The organism is Kaistia sp. SLG-1, from assembly GCF_059699055.1.
Map to the genome: position 1 here is coordinate 68,732 of NZ_AP048544.1, position 20,886 is coordinate 89,617.

Consider the following 20,886-nt stretch of genomic DNA (forward strand, 5'->3'; position numbering starts at 1 on the left):
AATCCCGGGCTCTCCGCGATTCATTAGCCGCGAAAGCGTTTGCGGTATTCGGCCGGCGTCACGCCGACATGGCGTCCGAACGCGCGGCGCAGCGTATCGGCATCGGCGAAGCCGCATTGGGCGGCGACCTGCTTCGGCGCGTCATGGCCCATTTCGAGCAGACGCCGCGCCGCGGCGACGCGCGCGGCCTCGACCCAGCTCGCCGGCGTGATGCCGACCTCGGCGCGGAACAGCCTGGCGAAATGGCGGGGGCTCAGATGCAGCCGTTCCGCGAGGCTCGCCACCGTATGGTCGAGCGCCGGATTGGCGGCGACCCAGCGCTGCAGCTCCTGCAGGGCGGAGCGCCCGGCCGGCACCGCCTCGTCCTTGCGGCTGAACTGCATCTGCCCGCCGGGACGCTTGAAGAACATCACCAGCTGCGCCGCGACGCGCATGGCGATCTCGCGGCCGAGGTCCTCCTCGACGAGCGCCAGCGCCAGATCCATGCCGGCGGTGACGCCCGCCGCCGTGCGCAGGCGGCCGTCGCGGATATGGATCGCGTCCTCGTCGACCGTGACGGCCGGATAGGCCTCCGCGAGCTTGCGTGCAACGCCCCAATGCGTCGTCACCCGGCGGCCGTCGAGAAGCCCGGTCGCGGCGAGCAGGAACGCGCCGGCGCAGACCGAGCCGTAGCGGCGCGTCGACGGCGCCACATCCTTGAGCCAGGCCACGACCTCTGCCGCGGGCTCGACGACATGCGCGCTCGGCGCGCCGGCGACGAGCAGCGTATCGATCGGCGCTGCGAAATCCGCGCCGATGACATGGTCCGGCAGCAATTGCGCGCCGGACGAGCTTCTCACCGGCCCGAGCTCGCCGGCAAGGACGACCAGCCGGTAGACCGCCTCGCCCGCCTGGCTGTTCGCCTCGGCGAACACATCGAGCGGGCCGGCGACGTCGAGCAGCTGGACGCCCGGCATCGCCAGGATCGCAATCGTCTTCGTGGTCGGCTCCGCCTTGTCCATTTCGCACCCGCGTCCGTCTCAGGCCGGATTTGGCAGAAAACGCCGTGATCCGTCAATTGCAGACGAGTTTGCACGAAGCCTACCCTCCAGGCCAGTCCCAACCGCAGGAGAAATTGGATGACCTTGACCATCGACGGGGTAGGCATTCCCGACAGCCAGCTCGCCCGCGAGATCACCGAGTTGGTGCGCGATACGGAATCGCCGCTACTCTTCCATCACTCGAGCCGCGTCTTCTACTGGGGGGCGCTGGCGGCGCGGAAGCAAGGGCTGAAGGTCGATCCGGAGCTGCTCTATTGCGGCTGCATGTTCCATGACATGGGCCTGACCCACCAGCACAGCAGCGCCTGCGAGCGCTTCGAGGTCGACGGCGCCAACGCGGCGCGCGACTTCCTGCGCTCGCATCGCATCGCCGAAAGCGACATCGACACCGTCTGGACGGCGATCGCGCTGCACACGACGCCCGGGATTCCCCAGCACATGCACCCGGTCGTCGCCATGGTCACCGCCGGCGTCGAGATGGACGTGCTGGGCCTCACTTATGCCGATTACACCGACGCCGAGCGCGAGGCGGTCGTCGCTGCCCATCCGCGGCCCGGCCCGTTCAAGGAGGAAATCATCCAGGCCTTCTATGACGGCATCCGCCACAAGCCGCAGACGACCTTCGGCAACGTCAAGGCGGACGTCCTCGCCGACAAGGACCCGGCCTTCCAGCGCGGCAATTTCTGCAGCGTGATCCGCAGCTCCGCCTGGCCAGGCTGAGTCTGACCCCAAATCAAAACGCCGACCGCATGCCCTGGGGCCAACGGTCGGCGTCTGTGTTTCGCGCTTCCGCTCGCCGTTAGAGGCGGCGGGCGTTCCCCAAAAAGAACTACTCGCGCTTCAGCAGGCGGCAGATCTCGTCGAGCTGTTCCAGCGACTTGTAGCGGATCTTCAGCTCGCCACTGCCGTTCGACTTGTGATCGATCGTCACCATCAGGCCGAGGCTGTCGCCGAGCAGCTTTTCCAGCGCCCGCGTGTCGGCATCCTTCTCGGCCTTGCTGGCGGCGCGCTGCGCCTTCTTCGGCTCGTTCTGGGTCAGCGCCTCGGCGTCGCGCACCGTCAGCCCCATGTCGACGATCCGCTGCGCCACCGCTTCCGGATTGTCGACGGTAACGAGCGCGCGGGCGTGGCCTGCCGTCAGCTTGCCGTCGCGCAGATAGGTCTGCACCGCCGGCGGCAGCTTCAAAAGCCGCAGCGTGTTGGCGACATGCGGCCGGCTCTTGCCGATGACGTCGGCGAGCGCCGTCTGGCTATAGTCGAACTCGTCGATCAGCTGCTGGTAACCCAGCGCTTCCTCCAGCGCGTTCAGGTCGGCGCGCTGGACGTTCTCGATGATGGCGAGCTCGAGCGCTTCCTTGTCGTTGACGTCGTGGATGATGATCGGCACGTCGTGCAGGCTGGCGCGCTGCGCCGCCCGCCAGCGCCGCTCGCCGGCGATGATCTCGTAGGCGTCGGCCGGGCCGCCCGGCACCGGGCGGACGAGGATCGGCTGCATGATCCCCTTCTCGCGCACCGAGGCGGTGAGATCGGCAAGATCCTCCTCCTCGAACGCCTTGCGCGGGTTGCGCGGGTTCGGCCGCAGGAACTCGACCGGCACGCGGCGCGAATTGCGGCTGCGCGGGTCGCTCGCCACCGTGTCCTGGGCGGCGCCGACATCACCGATCAGGGCGGCAAGCCCCCGTCCAAGGCGCCGGCGCGATCCGTCTTCCATGCTCATGGCGTCCACTCCTCAAAACCCGAATATGTCGCGCCCGTCAGGCGGCGCGCAGGCGCTTCTCGCGCTGAATGATTTCCGAGGCGAGCCGCAGATAGGCCTGGCTGCCGGTGCTCTTGAAATCGTAGAGCAGCACCGGCTTGCCGTGCGACGGCGCCTCCGAGATGCGGACATTGCGCGGGATCACCGTGTCGTAGACGGCGTCGCCCATATGCGCCCGCACGTCGGCCACCACCTGGCTGGCGAGATTGTTGCGGCTGTCGAACATGGTCAGCACGATGCCGTGGATCGACAGTTCCGGGTTCAGCGCATGCTTCACCTGGTCGACCGTCTGGAGCAGCTGGCTCAATCCCTCGAGCGCGAAGAATTCGCACTGCAGCGGCACCAGGATCGAATGCGCCGCCGACAGCGCGTTGATCGTCAAGAGGTTGAGCGAGGGCGGACAGTCGACCAGCACATAGCTGTAGTTTCGACCCCGAATCGATTCCGGACGCTGCATGTGGCTGGCGATCGCCCGCCGCAGCTTGAAGGCGCGGTCCGAGCGGCCGGCGATTTCCAGCTCGACGCCGAGCAGGTCCATGGTCGACGGCGCCACCGACAACCGCGGCACCGCCGTCTCCATCACGATCTCGGCCAGCGAGGATTCGCCGACCAAAACGTCATAGGTCGAGCGCAGCCGGCTCTTGCGATCGATGCCGAGCCCGGTCGAGGCGTTGCCCTGCGGGTCGAGATCGACGATCAGCACTTCCTCGCCGATCGCGGCCAGCGCGGTGCCGAGGTTGATCGCCGTCGTCGTCTTGCCGACGCCGCCCTTCTGGTTGGCCAGCGCGATGACGCGCGGCTGGGGCGGCAGCAGGGACGGCGGCGAAAACGGATCGGCTTGGGACATCAGCGGCCTCTTCGGTTGAGCGCGGTTAGCTGGACCGGCGCTCTGCGCGGCAGATCTCGACGATCGAGCTTCGCTCGTCGATCATGCTCTTGTGTCTTACCAGATCGAGGCTCCAAGATTTAGAGGCCTCGGCCAGTTCCCCCTCGAAATCTTCACCTTTGTGAAAGGTTCCTATGCTGCCCGTCGCCAGAACCGGCGCCGAGAGATCGAGCAGGTCCTTGAGCGAGGCCAGCGCGCGGGCGCTGATGCGCTCGACCGGCTCGTTCCATTGTTTCAGAACCGATTCGATCCGCCCTTCATGCACGACCGCGGCTGCGCCGGTCTCGCGAATCACCGTGCGCAGGAAGGCGCATTTGCGCTGATTGGCCTCGACGCAATGGACGACGGCGCCCTCCTGCCCGGCCAGCAGGATGGCGGTGATCATGCCGGGCAGGCCGGCGCCGCTGCCGAGATCGAGCCAGCGCCGCGTGTCCGGAAACAGCGCGACGAGCTGGGCGCAATCGGCGACGTGGCGCAGCCAGATCTGGTTCAGCGTGTTCGGCGAGACGAGGTTCTGGGCCGGCTGCCACTTGCGCAGCAGCGCGACATAGCGCTCCAGCTGCTCGCCTGTTTCACGTGAAACGGGGAGAATGGCCTCGACGGCCGCGATCGTATCGGTCATGCAACAGTCCGGATTTGCGGGCGGCGACGCGCCGTGGTCAGGAGCAGCGCCAGCGCCGCCGGCGTCATGCCTTCGATGCGCCCGGCCTGGCCGAGCGTGGCGGGACGCACCAGCATCAGCCGCTGGCGCAGCTCGTTCGACAGCCCCTCGATGGCGCGATAGTCAATGTCATCGCCCAGCGCGACCGCCTCGTCGCGCTTGACCGATTCGATATCGTTCTGCTGCCGATTCAAATAGACGGCATATTTGGCGTCGGCCTCGATCTGATCGAGGATCGCCGGCGCGAAGGCGCCGAGCTCGGGCCAGACCTGCACCAGCCGCGCCCCGTCGATATCCGGATAGGCCAGGAGATCGAAGGCCGAGCGGCGCACACCGTCCTGGTTGACGCCAAGGCCAACCTTGACTGCCTCGTTCGGCGTCATCGTGTGCGAAGCAAAGGCGGCGCGCGCCGCCTCGAGCTGACCGAGCTTGGCGGCGAAGGCGTCGCGACGACGATCGCCGACCACGCCGACCGCGAGGCCGAACGGCGTCAGGCGCTGATCGGCATTGTCGGCGCGCAGCGACAGCCGGTATTCGGCCCGCGAGGTGAACATGCGATAGGGCTCTGTGACGCCGCGATTGATGAGGTCATCGATCATCACGCCGATATAGCTTTCCGCCCGGCTGAAGGCGACGCCATCCTGGCCGCCGGCGCGACGCGCCGCATTGATGCCGGCGACGACGCCCTGCGCCCCGGCCTCTTCATAGCCGGTCGTGCCGTTGATCTGGCCGGCGAGGAACAGGCCCTCGACCTTCTTGGTCTCCAGCGACGCGGTCAGCTCGCGCGGATCGACATGGTCATATTCGATCGCGTAGCCGGGCCGCAGAATGACGGCGTTCTCAAGACCGGGGATGGTCCAGATCAGCGCCTTCTGCACATCCTCCGGCAGCGAGGTCGAAATGCCGTTCGGATAGATGGTCGGATCGTCGAGCCCTTCCGGCTCCAGGAAGATCTGGTGCGAGTCGCGCTCGGCGAAGCGGACGATCTTGTCCTCGATGCTCGGGCAATAGCGCGGGCCGCGGCTTTCGATCTGGCCGGAATACATCGGCGACCGATGCAAGTTGGCGCGGATAACGTCGTGCGTCGCCTCGGTCGTACGGGTGATGAAGCAATCGACCTGCTGCCGGTCAATCCGCGCCGTCAGCGTCGAGAACGGCTCCGGCTCATCATCGCCCGGCTGGCGCTCGAGGATATCGAAATTGATGGTGCGACCGTCGAGGCGCGCCGGTGTGCCGGTCTTCAGTCGCGCCAGGTTGAAATCGTGACGCGCCAGGGCAGCCGAAAGGCCGATTGCCGGCTTCTCGCCGACCCGGCCCGCCGGGATCTTGGTCTCACCGATATGGATCAGGCCGCGCAAGAAGGTGCCGGTGGTGATCACCACGGCGCCACAGCGGATGGCGCGGCCGTCAGCGAGCACGACACCGGCGATGCGGCCGTCGACGACGGTCAAGTCATCCGCCTCGCCTTCGACGACGGTGAGATTGGGGGTCGCGGCGATCTCCGCCTGCATCGCCTCGCGATAGAGCTTGCGATCGGCCTGGGCGCGCGGACCGCGCACGGCCGGTCCCTTGCGCCGGTTCAGCATGCGGAACTGGATGCCGCCGGCATCCGCCACCCGACCCATCAGGCCGTCGAGCGCATCGATCTCGCGCACCAGATGGCCCTTGCCCAACCCGCCGATCGCCGGATTGCACGACATGATGCCGATGGTCGCGGCCTGGTGGGTGACGAGGGCGGTGCGGGCGCCGAGCCGCGCCGAGGCGGCGGCCGCCTCGGTGCCGGCATGGCCGCCGCCGATGACGACGACGTCGAAGCTCGCGACTGCTGCGCTGGTCATGATTTGGATCCCTTTGATCGGGCTGTCCTAATCGCTCGACCGAACCGCGTCAAAGGCAAAACTGTTTCACGTGGAACAGAAGCGGAATCCGCGTCTATTTGCCGATGCAGAATTCGGAAAAGATCACGTCGAGCAGGTCCTCGACATCGACCTTGCCGGTGACGCGACCGAGCGCATCGGCGGCGCTGCGCAAGAGTTCCGCCTTCACCTCGACGGCATGATCGCCGGCCCGTTCCAGCTCGTTGAGATAGCCGAGCGAGCGGCTGATGCCGTCGCGCTGCCGTGTCCGCGTGATCAGCGCCGTCGGCATCGGCCGCGCCAGACGAAGCGCCGTGCCGATCGCACGGACCAACGCATCCAACCCCTGCCCGCTCCGGGCCGACACGACAACATCGGCCCCATCGACTCGTTTCGAGTCCGAATCGAGCAGATCGAGCTTGGTGCGCACCCGCAGAACCGGCGCGCCATCGGGAATCGTTTCGGCAAAGGAGTCCTGATCGGAAAGCGCCAGCACCAGATCGGCGGTGTCGGCGCGGCGCCTGGCGCGGGCGATGCCCTCGCGCTCGACGACGCTCTCCGTCTCGCGCAGCCCGGCCGTATCGATCAGCGTCACGGCATGACCGTCAATGTCGAGCGCCACCTCGATCAGGTCGCGCGTCGTGCCCGGCTCGGCGGTGACGATCGCCGCCTCGCGGCGCACGAGCGCATTCATCAAGCTCGACTTGCCGACATTCGGCGGCCCGAGCAGCACGACCTCGAAGCCATCGCGGACCCGCTCGCCAAAATGCTGGTCGTCGAGATGCGCCGCCATTTCTTTGGCCACGCCGGCGGCTTCGCCCCAAGCCGGCGCCATGACGTCATCCGGCACGTCCTCTTCGTCGACGAAGTCGAGACCGGCCTCGACCAGGGCGCGCGCGCGGATCAGGCGATGGCGCCAGTCTTCATAGAGCTTGCGCAGGCCGCCATCGGCCTGGCGGATGGCGAGACGCCGCTGCATCTCGGTCTCGGCTGCGATCAGATCCGCCAACCCCTCGATCTCGGTCAGGTCGGCGCGGCCATTCTCGAAGGCGCGACGCGTGAACTCGCCGGCCTCCGCCGCGCGAAAGCCCGGCAGCGCCGCGAGTGTCTTCAGGATGCCGGCGATGACGGCCCGGCCGCCATGCACCTGCAATTCGGCGACATCCTCGCCGGTGAAGCTGGCCGGGCCGGGGAAGAACAGCGCCAGGCCGCGATCGAGGATCTCTCCATTCTCCGGCGCGCGCAGCGTCCGAAGGCTCGCCAGACGCGCCGGCGGGACCGCGCCGATCAACGTTTCGAGGCCGAATCGAACGCCTTTGCCCGAGAGCCGGATGACGGCAACGCCGGAGGGAGCCGCGCCGCTCGAAAGCGCGAAGATCGTGTCGTCGCGATGCAATGTCATATGCCCTTGCCTGCCTTCCGGAACCGTCGCCGCTGGATCGGCCGCTTGCTCGACTTCTTGGTCGGCCTCTTGCCTAGCCGCGCCGATCCGACAGGTCTAGGCTTCGGGCCGTCCGCGACGCAAACCAACCGCGAAAGCTCCGATGTCCGAAAACCTGCTGCGCTTCGAGACCAGCCCCTATCTGCTTCAGCACCAGGACAATCCCGTGCACTGGCGCGGCTGGAACGCCGCCGCGCTCCAGGAGGCGAGGGATCTCGACCGTCCGATCCTGCTCTCGATCGGCTATGCCGCCTGCCACTGGTGCCACGTGATGGCGCATGAATCGTTCGAGGACGCCGCGACCGCCGCGGTGATGAACCGTCTCTTCGTCAACATCAAGGTCGATCGCGAGGAGCGGCCCGACATCGACCAGATCTATATGGCGGCGCTGCACGCGATCGGCGAGCAGGGCGGCTGGCCGCTCACCATGTTCCTGACGCCGGACGGCAAGCCGATCTGGGGCGGCACCTATTTCCCGAAGGTGTCGCGCTATGGCCGGCCGGCCTTCGTCGACGTGCTGACGCAGATCGACGGCTTCTATCGCGGCGACCGCGCCGAGATCCTGGCGCAGGCCGATCGGATCGCCGCCCATATCCAGCCGCGCCCCGCCTCCGGAGGCCCGACCCTCGGCCCGAACCTGCTCAACCAGGCGGCGCGCTCTATTCTCTCGATCATGGATCTCGAGCGCGGCGGCACGCGCGGCGCGCCGAAATTTCCCAACGTGACGGTGATCGACTTTCTCGCCCGCAGCGCCAACCGCACCGGCATTCCCGAGTATGCCCGCGCGGCCGACGCGACGCTGACCGGGCTGTCCAACGGCGGCATCTTCGATCATGTCGGCGGCGGCTTCGCCCGCTACTCGACCGACGCCGACTGGCTGGTGCCGCATTTCGAAAAAATGCTGTCCGACAACGGCCTGCTGCTGGAACAACTGGCGCTGGCGACCGTCCAGAGCCCGAACCGTTCGACGTATCGAAGCCGCATCGAGACGACGATCGGCTGGCTCGTTCGCGAGATGCTATTGCCCGGCGGCGCCTTGGCCGCCAGCCTCGACGCGGATTCCGAGGGGCATGAGGGGCGCTTCTATGTCTGGCGGCGCGACGAGCTCGATCGCTTCCTCGATGCCGATGACGCTGATTTCCTCGCCGCGACCTACGACATCCACGAGGGCGGCAACTGGGAAGGCGTTTCGATCCCGAATCGATTGCGGACCCCTGCCCCGCTCGCCGACGCCGACCAGCAACGCGCCGATGCGCTGCTCGCTCGCATGCTGGAAGAGCGCGCCGGCCGCGTCCGGCCCGGCCTCGACGACAAGATCCTGGTCGACTGGAACGGCTATGCGATCACCGGCCTCGCCACCGCCGGCTGGCTGCTCGATCGGCCCGACTGGGTGGCGCTGGCGGAATCAGCCTATCGTTTCATATCCGAATCGGTTTCCCGCGACGGACGCCCCGGCCATGCGCTCCGCAATGGCCAAGGCGTCTTTCCAGGCTTCTCCTCCGATCTCGCATCGCTCGCCCGCGCCGCCGTCGCCCTGCATCAGGCGACGCAGAAGACAAACTATCTCGACGAAGCGACCCGCGTGCTGGATCTGCTCGAAACGCACCATGGCGACGGCCAGGGCAATCTGCACTTCACCGCTGATGACGCCGAGCCGCTGATCGTCCGCAAGGCAGACCGCATCGACGACGCCTCGCCCAACCCGCACGGCCTCGCCGTCGACAGTCTCGTCCGGCTCTGGTCGTTGACAGGCGACGATAGATTCCGAGACCGCGCCGACGCGATCCTCGCGGCCTCGGCTGGCGCGATTGCGGAAAACGTCTTCGGCACGGCGAGCCTGCTCTCCGGCCTCGATCTCCGCCTGACGGTCCGTTCGGTGGTGATCCTGACCCCGCCGGGCGAAAGCGGAGCAGAGCTCCGGCAGGCGGTGCTGGAGAACTGGAGCCCGAACCTGGTGCTCGACATCCGGGCGGATGGCGCCGCGCTGCCGGCCGCGCATCCCGCCCATGGCAAGCGCGCAATCGACGGCAGGGCGACCGCCTATGTCTGCCGGGAGGGCGCCTGTTCGCTGCCGCTCTCCGGCGCCGAGGCGCTCGCCGCCGAACTTCACCCGCATGGCTAACGAAACGCTAACAAGGCCGGGCTCGCGGGTTAACAGCCCAGACGAAAAATGGCCGGGACGAGCCCGGCCATTTTGATCTCGGAGACGGCCGCCGACAGGCGGCCGAAATGCTAGATCAGGTGTTCATCTGATCGAAGAAATCGGAGTTGTGTTTCGTCTGCCGGAGCTTGTCGAGCAGGAACTCGATCGCGTCGACGGTGCCCATCGGCATGAGGATGCGGCGGAGCACGTACATCTTCTTGAGCACATCCGGCGGAACCAGCAGCTCTTCCTTGCGGGTGCCCGAGCGGGTGATGTCGATCGCCGGGAAGGTCCGCTTGTCGGCCACCTTGCGGTCCAGGATGATTTCCGAGTTACCGGTGCCCTTGAACTCTTCGAAGATGACTTCGTCCATGCGGCTGCCGGTATCGATCAGCGCCGTCGCGATGATCGTCAGCGAACCGCCTTCCTCGATGTTGCGCGCGGCGCCGAAGAAGCGCTTCGGCCGCTGCAGCGCATTGGCGTCGACACCGCCGGTCAGCACCTTGCCGGAGGACGGCACGACCGTGTTGTAGGCGCGGCCGAGGCGGGTGATCGAATCCAGCAGAATGACGACGTCGCGGCCATGCTCGACCAGGCGCTTGGCCTTCTCGATCACCATCTCGGCGACGGCAACGTGGCGGGTGGCGGGCTCGTCGAAGGTCGAGGAGATCACCTCGCCCTTCACCGAGCGCTGCATGTCCGTCACTTCTTCCGGGCGCTCGTCGATCAGGAGAACGATGAGGTAGCACTCGGGATGGTTCTGGGCGATCGAGTGGGCGATGTTCTGCAGGAACACCGTCTTACCGGTGCGCGGCGGCGCCGTGACCAGGGCGCGCTGACCTTTGCCGAGCGGCGCGACGAGGTCGATGATCCGCGGCGTCATATCCTTGCCGGCCGGAACCTCGAGCTCCATCTTGAAGCGCTCGTTCGGATAGAGCGGCGTCAGATTGTCGAAGTGGACCTTGTGGCGCGCCTTGTCGGGGTCCTCGAAATTGATCGTCGAGACCTTGAGCAGGGCGAAATAGCGCTCGCCATCCTTCGGACTGCGGATATAGCCCTCGACCGTGTCGCCGGTCCGCAGCGAGAAGCGGCGGATCTGCGAGGGAGAGACATAGATATCGTCGGGTCCGGCGAGATAATTGGCGTCGGGCGAGCGCAGGAAGCCAAAGCCGTCCTGCAGCACTTCGACGACGCCCTGTCCGACGATCTCGACGTCGTTGTCTGCCAGCTGCTTCAGGATCGCGAACATCAGTTCCTGCTTGCGCAGCGTGCTCGCATTCTCGACCTCAAGTTCCTCGGCGAAGGCCAGCAGCTCCGTCGGGGATTTGGACTTGAGGTCCTGCAGTTTCATTTCACGCATGGGTTTTGTGAATCTCGTTTGGATTCAAAGAAAGGATGGATATCGAAGGGCATAAATGGGGATTGGCAGAACTTCAGCCTGGCGGGAGCTATGCCCGCCGGCGCGATGCTTCGGTCGTCCCTGGCAGGTCAACCGGCATCTGTCTGCTTCGACAAGATGGCGCACCATAATCGCTCGCCGGTTCCACGGCAAGCGTCAGAAACGTCGCAAAATCACAGAAACTCAGAACGGTTTTACCACGACCAGAATGACGATGAGGATCATCAGGATCGTCGGGATCTCGTTGGCGAGACGGTAGGCCCGCTCCGAACGCGTGTTGCGATCCGCCGCGAAGGCCTTGCGGCACGACGCCAGCCACATATGGAAAACCGACATGGCGATGACAAGCACGAATTTCGCCATGAACCAGGGCTGCTGCTCGAAGCCGCCCAAACGGACGATCGTCAATCCCGTGATCCAGGTCAGGATCATCGCCGGATTCATGATGATCCGCAGCAGCTTGGCTTCCATGACCTTGAAGGTCTCGGACTTGTCGGAGCCTACCGCCGCGCCGGTGTGATAGACGAAAAGGCGCGGCAGATAGAAGATTCCCGCCATCCACGTGATCACCGCGATGACGTGCAGGGCCTTGATCCAGTCGTAGTAAGCCAGCATTGCCGTTCCCCCTGCCCTAGCCGCGAATGCGTGCGATCAGCCGCTCGACATGCGCGATCGGCGTCTGCGGCACGATCCCGTGCCCGAGATTGAAGATCAGTCGCGAGCCGCGCATCGTCTCGAGAATTTCATCGACCGAACGATCGAGCTCGTCGCCGCCGGCGACCAGGACCATCGGGTCCAGATTGCCCTGGATGGCGGCGCGACCGTCGATTTCGTCGCGCACCGCCTGCAGCGGCACGGTCCAGTCGACGCCGACCGCGTTGACGCGCGTCGTCTCGACGAAGGCCGAAAGCCCGCGATCCGCGCCTTTCGGGAAGCCGATGATGCGCGCATCCGGGATTTCCGCCCGCACGCCGGCGACGATCCGCGCGATCGGCCCGGCCGACCAGCGTTCGAATGCCTTCGGCGACAGAACACGAGACCAGCTGTCGAAAATCTGCACGGCGTCGGCACCGGCCCGCAATTGCGCGACCAGATAGACGATCGAAGCCTCGACCAGCGTGTCGATCAGCCGGTCCAGCGCTTCCGGGTCGCGCGCCGCCAGCAAACGCGATGGCGCCTGATCCGGAGTCCCCTTACCGGCGATCATGTAGGTCGCAACGGTCCAGGGCGCGCCGCAGAAGCCGATCAGGGCCTTGTCGGGGGCCAACTCGCGGCGGACGGCGCCAACCGTCTCCAGCACCGGCGCCAGCCTTTCGAGGACGGCGTCTACGGAAAGCTGCGCGATCTCGGCCGGATCGATCGGATCGAGACGCGGTCCCTCGCCTTCGACGAAGCGGACGTCACGGCCGAGCGCGTGCGGAATGACGAGAATGTCGGAGAACAGGATCGCCGCGTCGAAACCGAACCGGCGGATCGGCTGCAGCGTCACCTCGGTCGCGAGCTCGGGCGTGTAGCAGAGATCGAGGAAGGATCCGGCCTTGGCGCGGAGCTCCCGGTATTCGGGCAGATAACGGCCTGCCTGGCGCATCAGCCAGATCGGCGGCTCGGCGAGAACCTCGCCATCGAGGACGCGCAACAAGCGCGCTTTCGTCATCAAAGCCGTCGGGACTTTCTGCACCACCACCACCAAAGAAAGAGATCTATCTGTAGTTTCTTCTTCTTTTAGACGGTGGATTACCGTCATTCATCGCCGTCCACAATGCGACCGAGACGCCGTCTGAAGAACCCGCCCTTTTCAGCCCCATATCCGCCCGGCTGGGGAAAGAGAGTGGATGGCGGCGCGTATCGCCTTGGCCCATTTGCGCTTTTTGCCAATCCTCAACTTTGGAGCAGTTCTGCCATCATTGTTAATATCCCCTTAACGCATAGGTTAATAACTCGTTAATCCCCGATTCCATCGACAGCCCCGGACTCGATCTCCCCAGGCGGAGCCGCTGTTGATCAATTCGCGGCGATCGGGGACAAGTCGGGTCCTGGCCGAACGGAGGCCGACTTATCCCGTCCGTGTCCACAGCCCTGGGGATGACAGTGTGAAGAACGAGTCCCGGCATCTCCATTTGCACCTGATTTCGGATGCTACCGGCGAGACGCTGCTGACCGTCGGACGCGCCGCTTCGGCGCAATATCCGGGCGTTTCGGTGATCGAGCACATGCATTCGATGGTGCGGGCGCCGAAGCAGATCGACCAGCTTCTTGTCGAGATCGAGCGCGAGCCGGGCATCATTCTCTACACGCTGGTCGATCGCGTCATGGCGGCGATGCTGGAACAGGGCTGCCGCGACATCGGCGTGCCCTGCTTCTCGGTGCTCGATCCGGTGCTGCAGGTGTTCCAGTCCTATCTCGGCGCGTCGAGTGAGGGTCGCGCCGGCGCGCAGCATTCGCTCGACGGCGACTATTTCCGCCGCATCGAGGCGCTGACCTTCACCATGATGCATGATGACGGCCAGTTGCCGGAGGATCTCGACCTCGCCGAGATCGTCATCATCGGCGTCAGCCGGACGTCGAAGACGCCGACCAGCATCTATCTGGCCAATCGCGGCGTGCGCACCGCCAATATCCCGATCGTGCCGGGGATCGGCCTGCCGGCGGAACTCGAGGCAGCGAGCCATCCGCTGATCGTCGGGCTGGTCGCGACGCCGGACCGGATCGTGCAGATGCGGGAAAACCGGGTTCTCTCCAATGCCGCCTTTGGCAGCGAGGACGATCCCTATGTCGATCGCGCCGCCGTCGCCAACGAGATCGCCGCCACCCGCAAGATCTGCGCCCGCAATGGCTGGCCGGTCATCGACGTGACGCGCCGTTCGATCGAGGAGACGGCCGCCGCCATCCTGGCGCTGCGCAACAAGCAGGCCGGAACGCTCCGCGAAGCCGGGATCCGGGACGGGCTTTCATCATGACGCTGATCCTCGCCTCCACCAGCTCGACCCGCATCGCCCTCCTCCGCAATGCCGGTCTCGCCTTCGAGGCGATCGCGCCGGGCGTCGACGAGCGGGCGCTGGAAACGCCCCTCCTCGCCCAAGGCGCCTCGCCGACCGAGATCGCGCTGGCCCTTTCGCGCGCCAAGGCGCTCGCCATCGCGGCGCCCGGCGGTCTGGTTCTCGGCGGCGATCAGGTGCTCGATCTCGACGGCGCGCGCTTCGTCAAGCCGGTCGATCGCGCCGCTGCCGCTGCGCAGATCGCGGCGCTCGCCGGCCGTACCCATCGCCTGCGCACGGCGGTCGTGCTTGCGGAGAACGGCGAGATCGTCTGGGAACATGTCAGTACGGCGAGCCTGACCATGCGGCCCCTGACAAGCGAGGCGATCGAGCGATATCTCGACGCGGCCGGTGATAGTGCGCTGTGGTCGGTTGGCGCCTATCTGCTCGAAGGCGTCGGAATCCAGCTTTTCCAAGCGATCGAAGGCGACTATTTCAGCATTCTCGGACTTCCCATGTTGCCGCTGCTGGCCGAATTGCGCCGGCGCGGCCTCCTTCCGTCCTGACGAGGCGATATGACGATCTCAGCCACGACGACTGTTCCGACCGCCTGTGTCATCGGCTGGCCGGTCAAGCATTCCCGCTCGCCGATCATCCATCGCCACTGGCTGGCGGAGCTGGGGCTTGCCGGCGACTATGTCCGCCATCCGGTCGAGCCGGAGAATGCTTCCGCCTTCTTCGCCGGTTTCGCCGGCGGCCCCTTCATCGGCTGCAACGTTACCGTCCCGCACAAGGAAGTCGCCTTCGCCTCGGTCGACCAGGCCGATGCGGTCGCGACCGCGCTCGGCGCCGTCAACACGGTCTGGCTGGAAAACGGCAAGCTCCTCGGCTCGAATACCGACGCCGAGGGTTTCATCGCCAATCTCGACCAGCGAGCCCCCGGTTTCGACGCCAATCCCGGCCCGGCGATCGTGCTTGGCGCCGGCGGCGCGGCGCGCGCGGTGATCTGGGCGCTGAAGGCGCGCGGATTCGCGCCGATCCATGTCGTCAACCGGACCCGTGACCGGGCCGAGGCGATGGCCGAACGTTTCGGCTCCGAAATCCGGCCCGCCGGCTGGGACGACCTCCCTCGCCTGCTGCCGCAGGCGACCTTGCTGGTCAACACCACCTCGCTCGGCATGGAGGGCCAGCCGCCGCTGGTGATCGACCTCGGCGCGGCGCGCGACGATCTGTTCGTCACCGACATCGTCTACACGCCGCTCGAGACGCCGCTGCTTTCGATTGCGCGGGCGCGCGGGCTGAAGACGGTCGACGGCCTCGGCATGCTGCTGCACCAGGCCGCGCCGGGCTTCGAGCGTTGGTTCGGCCGCCGGCCCACCGTCACGCCGGAGCTCCGGGCCCTGATCCTCGCCGACATGGGCATCGTCGAAGCAGGAAACGCGGCGTGATCGTCATCGGCGTCACCGGCTCGATCGGCATGGGCAAGTCGACGACGGCCCGGCTGTTCGCCGAGCATGGCGCCGTGCTGCACGACGCCGATGCCGTCGTCCACGCGCTCTATCGCGGGCCGGCCGTGCCGGCGATCTCAGCGCGTTTTCCGGACGCGATCCAGGATGGCGTGGTCGACCGGGTCCGGCTGTCGGCGATCCTCGCCGCGGATCCGGGCGCGTTGCGGGAGCTGGAAGCGATCGTCCATCCGATGGTGCAGGCCGTCGAGGCTGAGCGCATGGACAAGGCGCGGCGTGCCGGCCGGTCGATGTTCGTCGTCGACGTGCCGCTTCTGTTCGAGACCGGCGGCGAAAAGCGGGTCGACGTCACCGTCGTCGTCAGCGCGCCGGCCGAGATCCAGGCGGCGCGGGTTCTGGAGCGCTCGGGCATGACGCCGGAGCGGCTCGCCGCCATTCTCGCCCGCCAGATGCCGGATGCGGAAAAGCGCCGGCGCGCTCATTTCGTTGTCGAGACGGGCGGCAGCAAGGAAGCGTCGGCGGCGCGTGTGGCGGATATCGTGCGGGCGCTGGCGGCGACAGCGGCCGCGCGGTCGGACCGGAACTGACAAAGTGTTGCGTGCCGGCCCCGGCATCGGCACCATGGATTGACGAATAGCGGAGAGAGCGTTGCGCGAGATCGTCTTTGATACGGAAACGACCGGCCTCGAACCGTTGAAGGGCGACCGGCTGGTCGAAATCGGCGCGGTGGAGCTGTTCAACCACCTCCCCACGGGTCGCGACTTCCACATCTACATCAACCCCGAACGGTCGATGCCGGTCGAGGCGTTCCGCGTGCATGGTCTTTCCGACGAATTCCTGGCCGACAAGCCGGTGTTCAGCGCGGTGGTCGACGATTTCATCGCCTTCATCGAAGGCGCGACGCTGATCGCTCACAACGCCAGCTTCGATATCGGCTTCATCAACGCGGAGTTCGCACGGCTCGGCAAGCCGCCGATCCCGCCGGATCGGGTGATCGACACGCTTGTGCTGGCGCGCCGCAAGCATCCGATGGGCCCGAACTCGCTCGATGCGCTCTGCTCGCGCTATGGCATCGATACCAGCAAGCGCACCGTCCACGGCGGCCTGATCGACTCGGTGCTGCTCGCCGACGTTTATCTGGAGCTGATCGGCGGGCGCCAGCCGGACCTGATCCTGATGCCGGACGCGGCCGCCGAGGTCAGCGACGACGGCGCGCCGATCATCGTGGCGCCGACGCAGCAGCGGCCCGAGCCGCGTCCGTTCCGCGTCACCGCGGAAGAGCAGGCGGCGCACCAGGCCTTCATCGGCAAGATGGGCGACAGCGCGCTGTGGAAGGCCTACCTGCCGGAAGAGGCCGGCGAGGCCTGAGGGCTTCTGGCCTTTCGAAGCGGCACGCTCTTCTTTCACCTCTCCCTGAGGGAGAGGTCGGAGCAAAGCTCCGGGTGAGGGTTTAGAGAACCCATCAGGGCATTGCGCTGCCGGAAGCCTGACTTGCGAGGCAGTAAACCCTCACCCGCCGGCCTTCGGCCGTCGACCTCTCCCTCAGGGAGAGGTGAAAGGGCAGCTCTGTCCGCGAAAAGGAACACCCAAAAAAGAAAAGCCCCTGATCCATCCGGAGCAGGGGCTTCGTTCGTTCTGCGTCGGCCTTGCCGTCGCGAGGCCGATCAGCTCGGGCGCGAACCCTGCTGCTGGGCGGCGGCCATTTCCATCAGGCGCTGACGGTAGAGCTGGGTGAAGTCGACGGGATCGACGAGCAGCGGCGGGAAGCCGCCATTGCGGGTCATGTCGGCCAGGATCTGGCGCGCGAACGGGAACAGCAGGCGCGGGCATTCGATCATCAGGATCGGCGCCAGGTTTTCCTGCGGCACGTTCGAAAGGCGGAACACGCCGGCATAGACCAGCTCGGCGACGAAGATCGTCTGGTCGCCTTCGGTGGCGCGGCCTTCGAGACGGAGCTCGATCTCGTAATCTTCAGCGTCCAGCGGCGTGGCGCCGACATTGATGCCGATGTTGATGCTCGGAGCCGTGCGACGCGGACCGAGCGAACGGGGCGCACCGGGATTCTCGAAGGAAAGATCCTTCACATACTGCAGCAGGATCGAAAGGTTCGGCTGGGCGAGCTGGCCCGCGCCGTTTTCGTTGTCATCGGCCATAATGGCGGCTCCCCTGGACAATCGGCCGAATGGCCTGATCTTGACAAGTGGGCTCGCTAACACTTCCGTCTCAGTGATACAAGCGCTGTACGACGTCCGTCGGAGGCTCGATGTGCTGCCCTAGCCGGCATTGTGCCCTTGACGGACTTGGATCGCCGCCCAACGATTACCACATTGGGTCCATGATCGCTCGCTTGCGCGTTTCCGGCTCCAGATCCGGTCTCATGGGCCCTCCAGAATAGGACAGGATGCCTTCGGCATGAACGGCTTCGTCGATATCTATACGCTGATCTTCCTCGTCCTCGCGGTGGTGATCTTCTTCAAGCTGCGCGGCGTGCTGGGTCAGCGCACGGGCAATGAGCGCCCGCCGTTCGACCCGTTCGCCCGTCGCAAGGCCAGCGAGCCGGAAGCGGCCGCCGGCGACAAGGTGGTGGCGCTGCCGCGTCGCCCGTCCGCGAATGACGATGCCGCCGTCGCCGCGCAGCCGGTCACGACCAGCGAGGATCAGCGCATCGCCGCCGTCGCCCAGCCTGGAACGCCGCTCGCCTCGGCGCTCGCCGCGATCATCGCGGCGGACCGCAATTTCGATCCGCAGCAGTTCATCGACGGCGCGCGCACCGCTTACGAAATGATCGTCACCGCCTTCGCCCAGGGCGACCGCAAGGCGCTGAAGCCGCTGCTCGGCCGCGAGGTCTATGACGGCTTCGCCGGCGCCATCGGCGAGCGCGAGGCGCGCGGCGAGACGGTCGAGTTCAATTTCGTCGGCTTCGAGAAGGTCGAAATGGTCGATGGCGCGCTGAAGAACGGCACGGCGCAGGTCTCGGTCAAGTTCGTCTCCAAGCTGATCTCGGCGACGCGCGACAAGGCCGGCGAGATCGTCGATGGCGATGCCGTCCACATCGCCGACGTCACCGATATCTGGACCTTCGCCCGCGATGTCTCATCCCGAGACCCGAACTGGCTGCTGGTGGCGACCGAAACCGTTGAATGACCGGAAGCCCGCGTTGTGTCGACGGAAGCGAACACCCGGCTTGTGCCGATCCCCTTCGACGCGCTCGAAGGCTGGCGGGATGACGACCATGCGGCGGCGTGGCGCGCCTTTCACCGGAGCGCCGTCCATATCGCGGACCAGCCTCCGAAGACACGCGCGCTCGGCATAGACGGCGTCGCGCTGGCGAAGGTCGCCGGCGCGGCCATCGGCCTGCCGGCCGAGCTGGACGGCGAAAGCGCCCGCCGCTTCTTCGAGGCAAATTTCCAGCCGTTGCGGCTGGTTCAGCCCGACAGCGACGCCGGCTTCTTCACCGGATTCTACGAGCCCGAAGTCGCGGCATCCCTGCAGCCGTCGGCGGAGTTCGCCGTGCCGCTGCTGGCGCCGCCGTCGGAGCTGGTCGAGATCGACGAAAAGGATCCGCCGCCCGGCCTCGAGCCCGGCATGCGTTTCGCGCGCCGGACGGAGGCGGGGTTCGAGCCCTTCTTCGACCGGGGCGAGATCGAGCGCGGCGCGCTTGCGGGGCGCGGACTGGAAATCGCCTATCTCGCCGATCGCGTCGATGCGCTCTTCGTCCATATCCAGGGCGCGGCGCGGCTGCGGCTGCCGGGGGGCGAGCTTCTCCGCGTCACCTATGCGGCGAAGTCGGGCTATGCCTACACCTCGGTCGGCCGGGTGCTGCTCGATCGCGGCGCGTTGCCGAAGGGCGGCGTCTCCATGCAGACGATCCGCGAATGGCTCGCCGCCCATCCGGACCAGGCGTCCGAGGTGATCTGGCAGAACCGCTCCTACATCTTCTTCCGCGAGGCCGCGGTGCAGGATCCGGCGCTCGGGCCGATCGCCGCCGCCAAGGTGCCGCTGACCGCCGGGCGCAGCCTCGCCGTCGACCGCACGCTGCACACTTTCCATGTGCCGGTCTGGATCGACACGAGGCTGCCGGCGGCCGAGGGCGGCGCCGCGTTCCGCCGGCTGCTCGTCGCGCAGGATACCGGCTCGGCCATTCTCGGCCCGGCGCGCGGCGACATCTTCTTCGGCTCCGGCGACGAGGCCGGCCGGATCGCCGGGCGCATGCAGGCGGCGGGCGGTTTCGTCGTGCTGGCGCCGCGGGGCGGGTCATGACACGCCGCAAGCGCAGCCTGTCGGGCGAGGAGCGCACGCTCTGGGCGACGGTCGCGCGCACCGCCGTGCCGCTGCGGCCGGAAGATGTCATGCCCGAGCCGCCTCCGGCGCCGGTCGCCGAGCCGCAGTCGCTTCAGGCCGAGCTGGCGAAGCCGGTCGGGGCGGGGGCGAAGATCGGCAAGGCCGACAAGCCGGCGCCGCCACCGCCGCTGCATCCGATCGAGCGGCGCACGCTGACCCGCGTCGCGCGCGGCACGATCGAGATCGACGGCCGCATCGACCTGCACGGGCTGACCCAGATGGACGCGCATGACCGGCTGCGCGGCTTCCTTGTCGACGCGCAGGCGCGCGGCGCCAAGCTCGTCATCGTCATCACCGGCAAGGGCAAGGCGACCGGCGAGGATCCGTTCGGCATGACCGAGCGCGGCGTGCTGCGCCGGCGCGTGCCGCAATGGCTGGCCGAGCCGGGCTTGCGCGGCATCGTCATCGGCTTCGAGGAGGCGCACCGCAGCCATGGCGGCGGCGGCGCGCTCTATGTGCGGATCCGCAAGAAGCGGACGGCGCACAAGGCAGGTCCGGCATGACCCCGTTCGGCCAGCGCCTGCGCGAGATGCGCGAGGAGAGGGGCCTGTCGCTCAAGGACATGGCCGGGAAGCTCCAGGTCTCGAGCTCCTATCTCTCGGCGCTCGAGCACGGCAAGCGCGGCAGTCCGAGCTGGTTCATGGTCCAGCGCATCATCGCCTATTTCAACGTCATCTGGGATGAGGCCGAGGAACTGCAGCGCCTCGCAGAACGCTCGCATCCGCGCGTCGTCGTCGACACGGCGGGACTGGCGCCCGAGGCGACGGAACTCGCGCATCTTCTCGCCGGCGAGATCGGCGGCCTCAGCGTCAAGTCGTTGCAGGAACTGAAGAAGGCGGTTCAGGACGCCCGCGATCGCGACAGCGCCCGGCGGGCGCTGCAGGCCGAACACGCGCTGGATCTGCCGACGCTCAAGTGAGCG

21 protein-coding genes are annotated in these 20,886 nt (G+C 66.8%); 11 read left to right on the forward strand and 10 right to left on the reverse strand.

Translation table 11 applies throughout. The features are described 5' to 3' along the window. Positions 1-23: 23 nt before the first annotated feature. Positions 24-1,001, reverse strand: coding sequence for a GlxA family transcriptional regulator (locus AC6HZP_RS00295; protein ID WP_497524954.1), 978 nt, complete (start codon positions 999-1,001; stop codon positions 24-26). Between the two features lie 117 nt (positions 1,002-1,118). On the opposite strand from AC6HZP_RS00295, the gene AC6HZP_RS00300 reads away from it, so the two are divergent. Continuing rightward, positions 1,119-1,760: an HD domain-containing protein gene (locus AC6HZP_RS00300; RefSeq protein WP_497524955.1), complete on the forward strand. Its 642-nt coding sequence runs from the start codon at positions 1,119-1,121 to the stop codon at positions 1,758-1,760. A gap of 109 nt (positions 1,761-1,869) precedes the next feature. Here the strand turns inward: AC6HZP_RS00300 and AC6HZP_RS00305 are convergent, their stop codons facing one another. The 5 genes from AC6HZP_RS00305 to mnmE form a co-directional block, all read right to left on the reverse strand. Then, positions 1,870-2,757 (reverse strand): ParB/RepB/Spo0J family partition protein, encoded by an 888-nt coding sequence (locus AC6HZP_RS00305; protein ID WP_497524956.1) that lies wholly within the window; start codon positions 2,755-2,757, stop codon positions 1,870-1,872. A 37-nt stretch (positions 2,758-2,794) separates the two neighbouring features. Further along, positions 2,795-3,643, reverse strand: a complete 849-nt coding sequence (locus tag AC6HZP_RS00310) for a ParA family protein (RefSeq protein WP_201401531.1) — start codon at positions 3,641-3,643, stop codon at positions 2,795-2,797. A gap of 25 nt (positions 3,644-3,668) precedes the next feature. Next, on the reverse strand, positions 3,669-4,304 hold the full coding sequence (gene rsmG / locus AC6HZP_RS00315) for a 16S rRNA (guanine(527)-N(7))-methyltransferase RsmG (protein ID WP_497524957.1): 636 nt from the start codon (positions 4,302-4,304) through the stop codon (positions 3,669-3,671). Further along, positions 4,301-6,181: a tRNA uridine-5-carboxymethylaminomethyl(34) synthesis enzyme MnmG gene (gene mnmG, locus AC6HZP_RS00320; RefSeq protein ID WP_497524958.1), complete on the reverse strand. Its 1,881-nt coding sequence runs from the start codon at positions 6,179-6,181 to the stop codon at positions 4,301-4,303. The genes rsmG and mnmG overlap by 4 nt, the downstream gene beginning before the upstream one ends. 94 nt (positions 6,182-6,275) lie before the next feature. Beyond that, entirely contained in the window at positions 6,276-7,601 is a 1,326-nt protein-coding gene (gene mnmE / locus AC6HZP_RS00325; RefSeq protein ID WP_497524959.1) for a tRNA uridine-5-carboxymethylaminomethyl(34) synthesis GTPase MnmE, read from the reverse strand. Positions 7,602-7,743: 142 nt separating this feature from the next. Here mnmE and AC6HZP_RS00330 point away from each other — a divergent pair, with 142 nt between their 5' ends. Continuing rightward, entirely contained in the window at positions 7,744-9,762 is a 2,019-nt protein-coding gene (locus tag AC6HZP_RS00330) for a thioredoxin domain-containing protein (protein WP_497524960.1), read from the forward strand. 115 nt (positions 9,763-9,877) lie between these two features. Here the strand turns inward: AC6HZP_RS00330 and rho are convergent, their stop codons facing one another. The 3 genes from rho to hemE all read right to left on the reverse strand — a co-directional run bounded on the left by rho (position 9,878) and on the right by hemE (position 12,836). Further along, positions 9,878-11,143, reverse strand: coding sequence for a transcription termination factor Rho (gene rho / locus AC6HZP_RS00335; protein ID WP_201401535.1), 1,266 nt, complete (start codon positions 11,141-11,143; stop codon positions 9,878-9,880). Between the two features lie 222 nt (positions 11,144-11,365). Continuing rightward, on the reverse strand, positions 11,366-11,797 hold the full coding sequence (gene hemJ / locus AC6HZP_RS00340; RefSeq protein WP_201401536.1) for a protoporphyrinogen oxidase HemJ: 432 nt from the start codon (positions 11,795-11,797) through the stop codon (positions 11,366-11,368). A 16-nt stretch (positions 11,798-11,813) separates the two neighbouring features. Then, positions 11,814-12,836 (reverse strand): uroporphyrinogen decarboxylase, encoded by a 1,023-nt coding sequence (hemE, locus tag AC6HZP_RS00345; RefSeq protein ID WP_497526711.1) that lies wholly within the window; start codon positions 12,834-12,836, stop codon positions 11,814-11,816. 436 nt (positions 12,837-13,272) lie between these two features. Between hemE and AC6HZP_RS00350 the strand changes: the two genes are divergently transcribed. The 5 genes from AC6HZP_RS00350 to dnaQ all read left to right on the forward strand — a co-directional run bounded on the left by AC6HZP_RS00350 (position 13,273) and on the right by dnaQ (position 16,991). After that, on the forward strand, positions 13,273-14,139 hold the full coding sequence (locus AC6HZP_RS00350; RefSeq protein ID WP_201401537.1) for a pyruvate, water dikinase regulatory protein: 867 nt from the start codon (positions 13,273-13,275) through the stop codon (positions 14,137-14,139). Beyond that, positions 14,136-14,723 carry a Maf family protein gene (locus tag AC6HZP_RS00355; protein WP_497524961.1) on the forward strand — a complete coding sequence of 196 codons (588 nt, stop codon included), beginning with the start codon at positions 14,136-14,138 and terminating at the stop codon, positions 14,721-14,723. The genes AC6HZP_RS00350 and AC6HZP_RS00355 overlap by 4 nt, the downstream gene beginning before the upstream one ends. A 9-nt stretch (positions 14,724-14,732) precedes the next feature. Next, positions 14,733-15,605 carry a shikimate dehydrogenase gene (locus tag AC6HZP_RS00360; protein ID WP_497524962.1) on the forward strand — a complete coding sequence of 291 codons (873 nt, stop codon included), beginning with the start codon at positions 14,733-14,735 and terminating at the stop codon, positions 15,603-15,605. After that, positions 15,602-16,210, forward strand: a complete 609-nt coding sequence (coaE, locus tag AC6HZP_RS00365) for a dephospho-CoA kinase (RefSeq protein ID WP_497524963.1) — start codon at positions 15,602-15,604, stop codon at positions 16,208-16,210. The genes AC6HZP_RS00360 and coaE overlap by 4 nt, the downstream gene beginning before the upstream one ends. Positions 16,211-16,271: 61 nt before the next feature. Next, positions 16,272-16,991, forward strand: a complete 720-nt coding sequence (gene dnaQ, locus AC6HZP_RS00370) for a DNA polymerase III subunit epsilon (protein ID WP_497524964.1) — start codon at positions 16,272-16,274, stop codon at positions 16,989-16,991. A 296-nt stretch (positions 16,992-17,287) separates the two neighbouring features. Here dnaQ and secB read toward each other — a convergent pair whose 3' ends face one another. Beyond that, positions 17,288-17,776 carry a protein-export chaperone SecB gene (secB, locus tag AC6HZP_RS00375; RefSeq protein WP_201401542.1) on the reverse strand — a complete coding sequence of 163 codons (489 nt, stop codon included), beginning with the start codon at positions 17,774-17,776 and terminating at the stop codon, positions 17,288-17,290. 259 nt (positions 17,777-18,035) lie between these two features. On the opposite strand from secB, the gene AC6HZP_RS00380 reads away from it, so the two are divergent. The 4 genes from AC6HZP_RS00380 to AC6HZP_RS00395 are packed head-to-tail and all read left to right on the forward strand — an operon-like array spanning position 18,036 to position 20,883. Then, a complete protein-coding gene (locus AC6HZP_RS00380; protein ID WP_201401543.1) occupies positions 18,036-18,767 on the forward strand; it encodes a Tim44/TimA family putative adaptor protein in 732 nt (243 codons plus the stop codon). A 15-nt stretch (positions 18,768-18,782) separates the two neighbouring features. Next, on the forward strand, positions 18,783-19,883 hold the full coding sequence (gene mltA, locus AC6HZP_RS00385; protein ID WP_497524965.1) for a murein transglycosylase A: 1,101 nt from the start codon (positions 18,783-18,785) through the stop codon (positions 19,881-19,883). After that, positions 19,880-20,467 (forward strand): Smr/MutS family protein, encoded by a 588-nt coding sequence (locus AC6HZP_RS00390; protein WP_497524966.1) that lies wholly within the window; start codon positions 19,880-19,882, stop codon positions 20,465-20,467. Before mltA ends, AC6HZP_RS00390 begins: the two co-directional genes overlap by 4 nt. Further along, a complete protein-coding gene (locus AC6HZP_RS00395) occupies positions 20,464-20,883 on the forward strand; it encodes a helix-turn-helix domain-containing protein (protein WP_201401546.1) in 420 nt (139 codons plus the stop codon). Before AC6HZP_RS00390 ends, AC6HZP_RS00395 begins: the two co-directional genes overlap by 4 nt. The last annotated feature ends 3 nt before the right edge of the window (positions 20,884-20,886 follow it).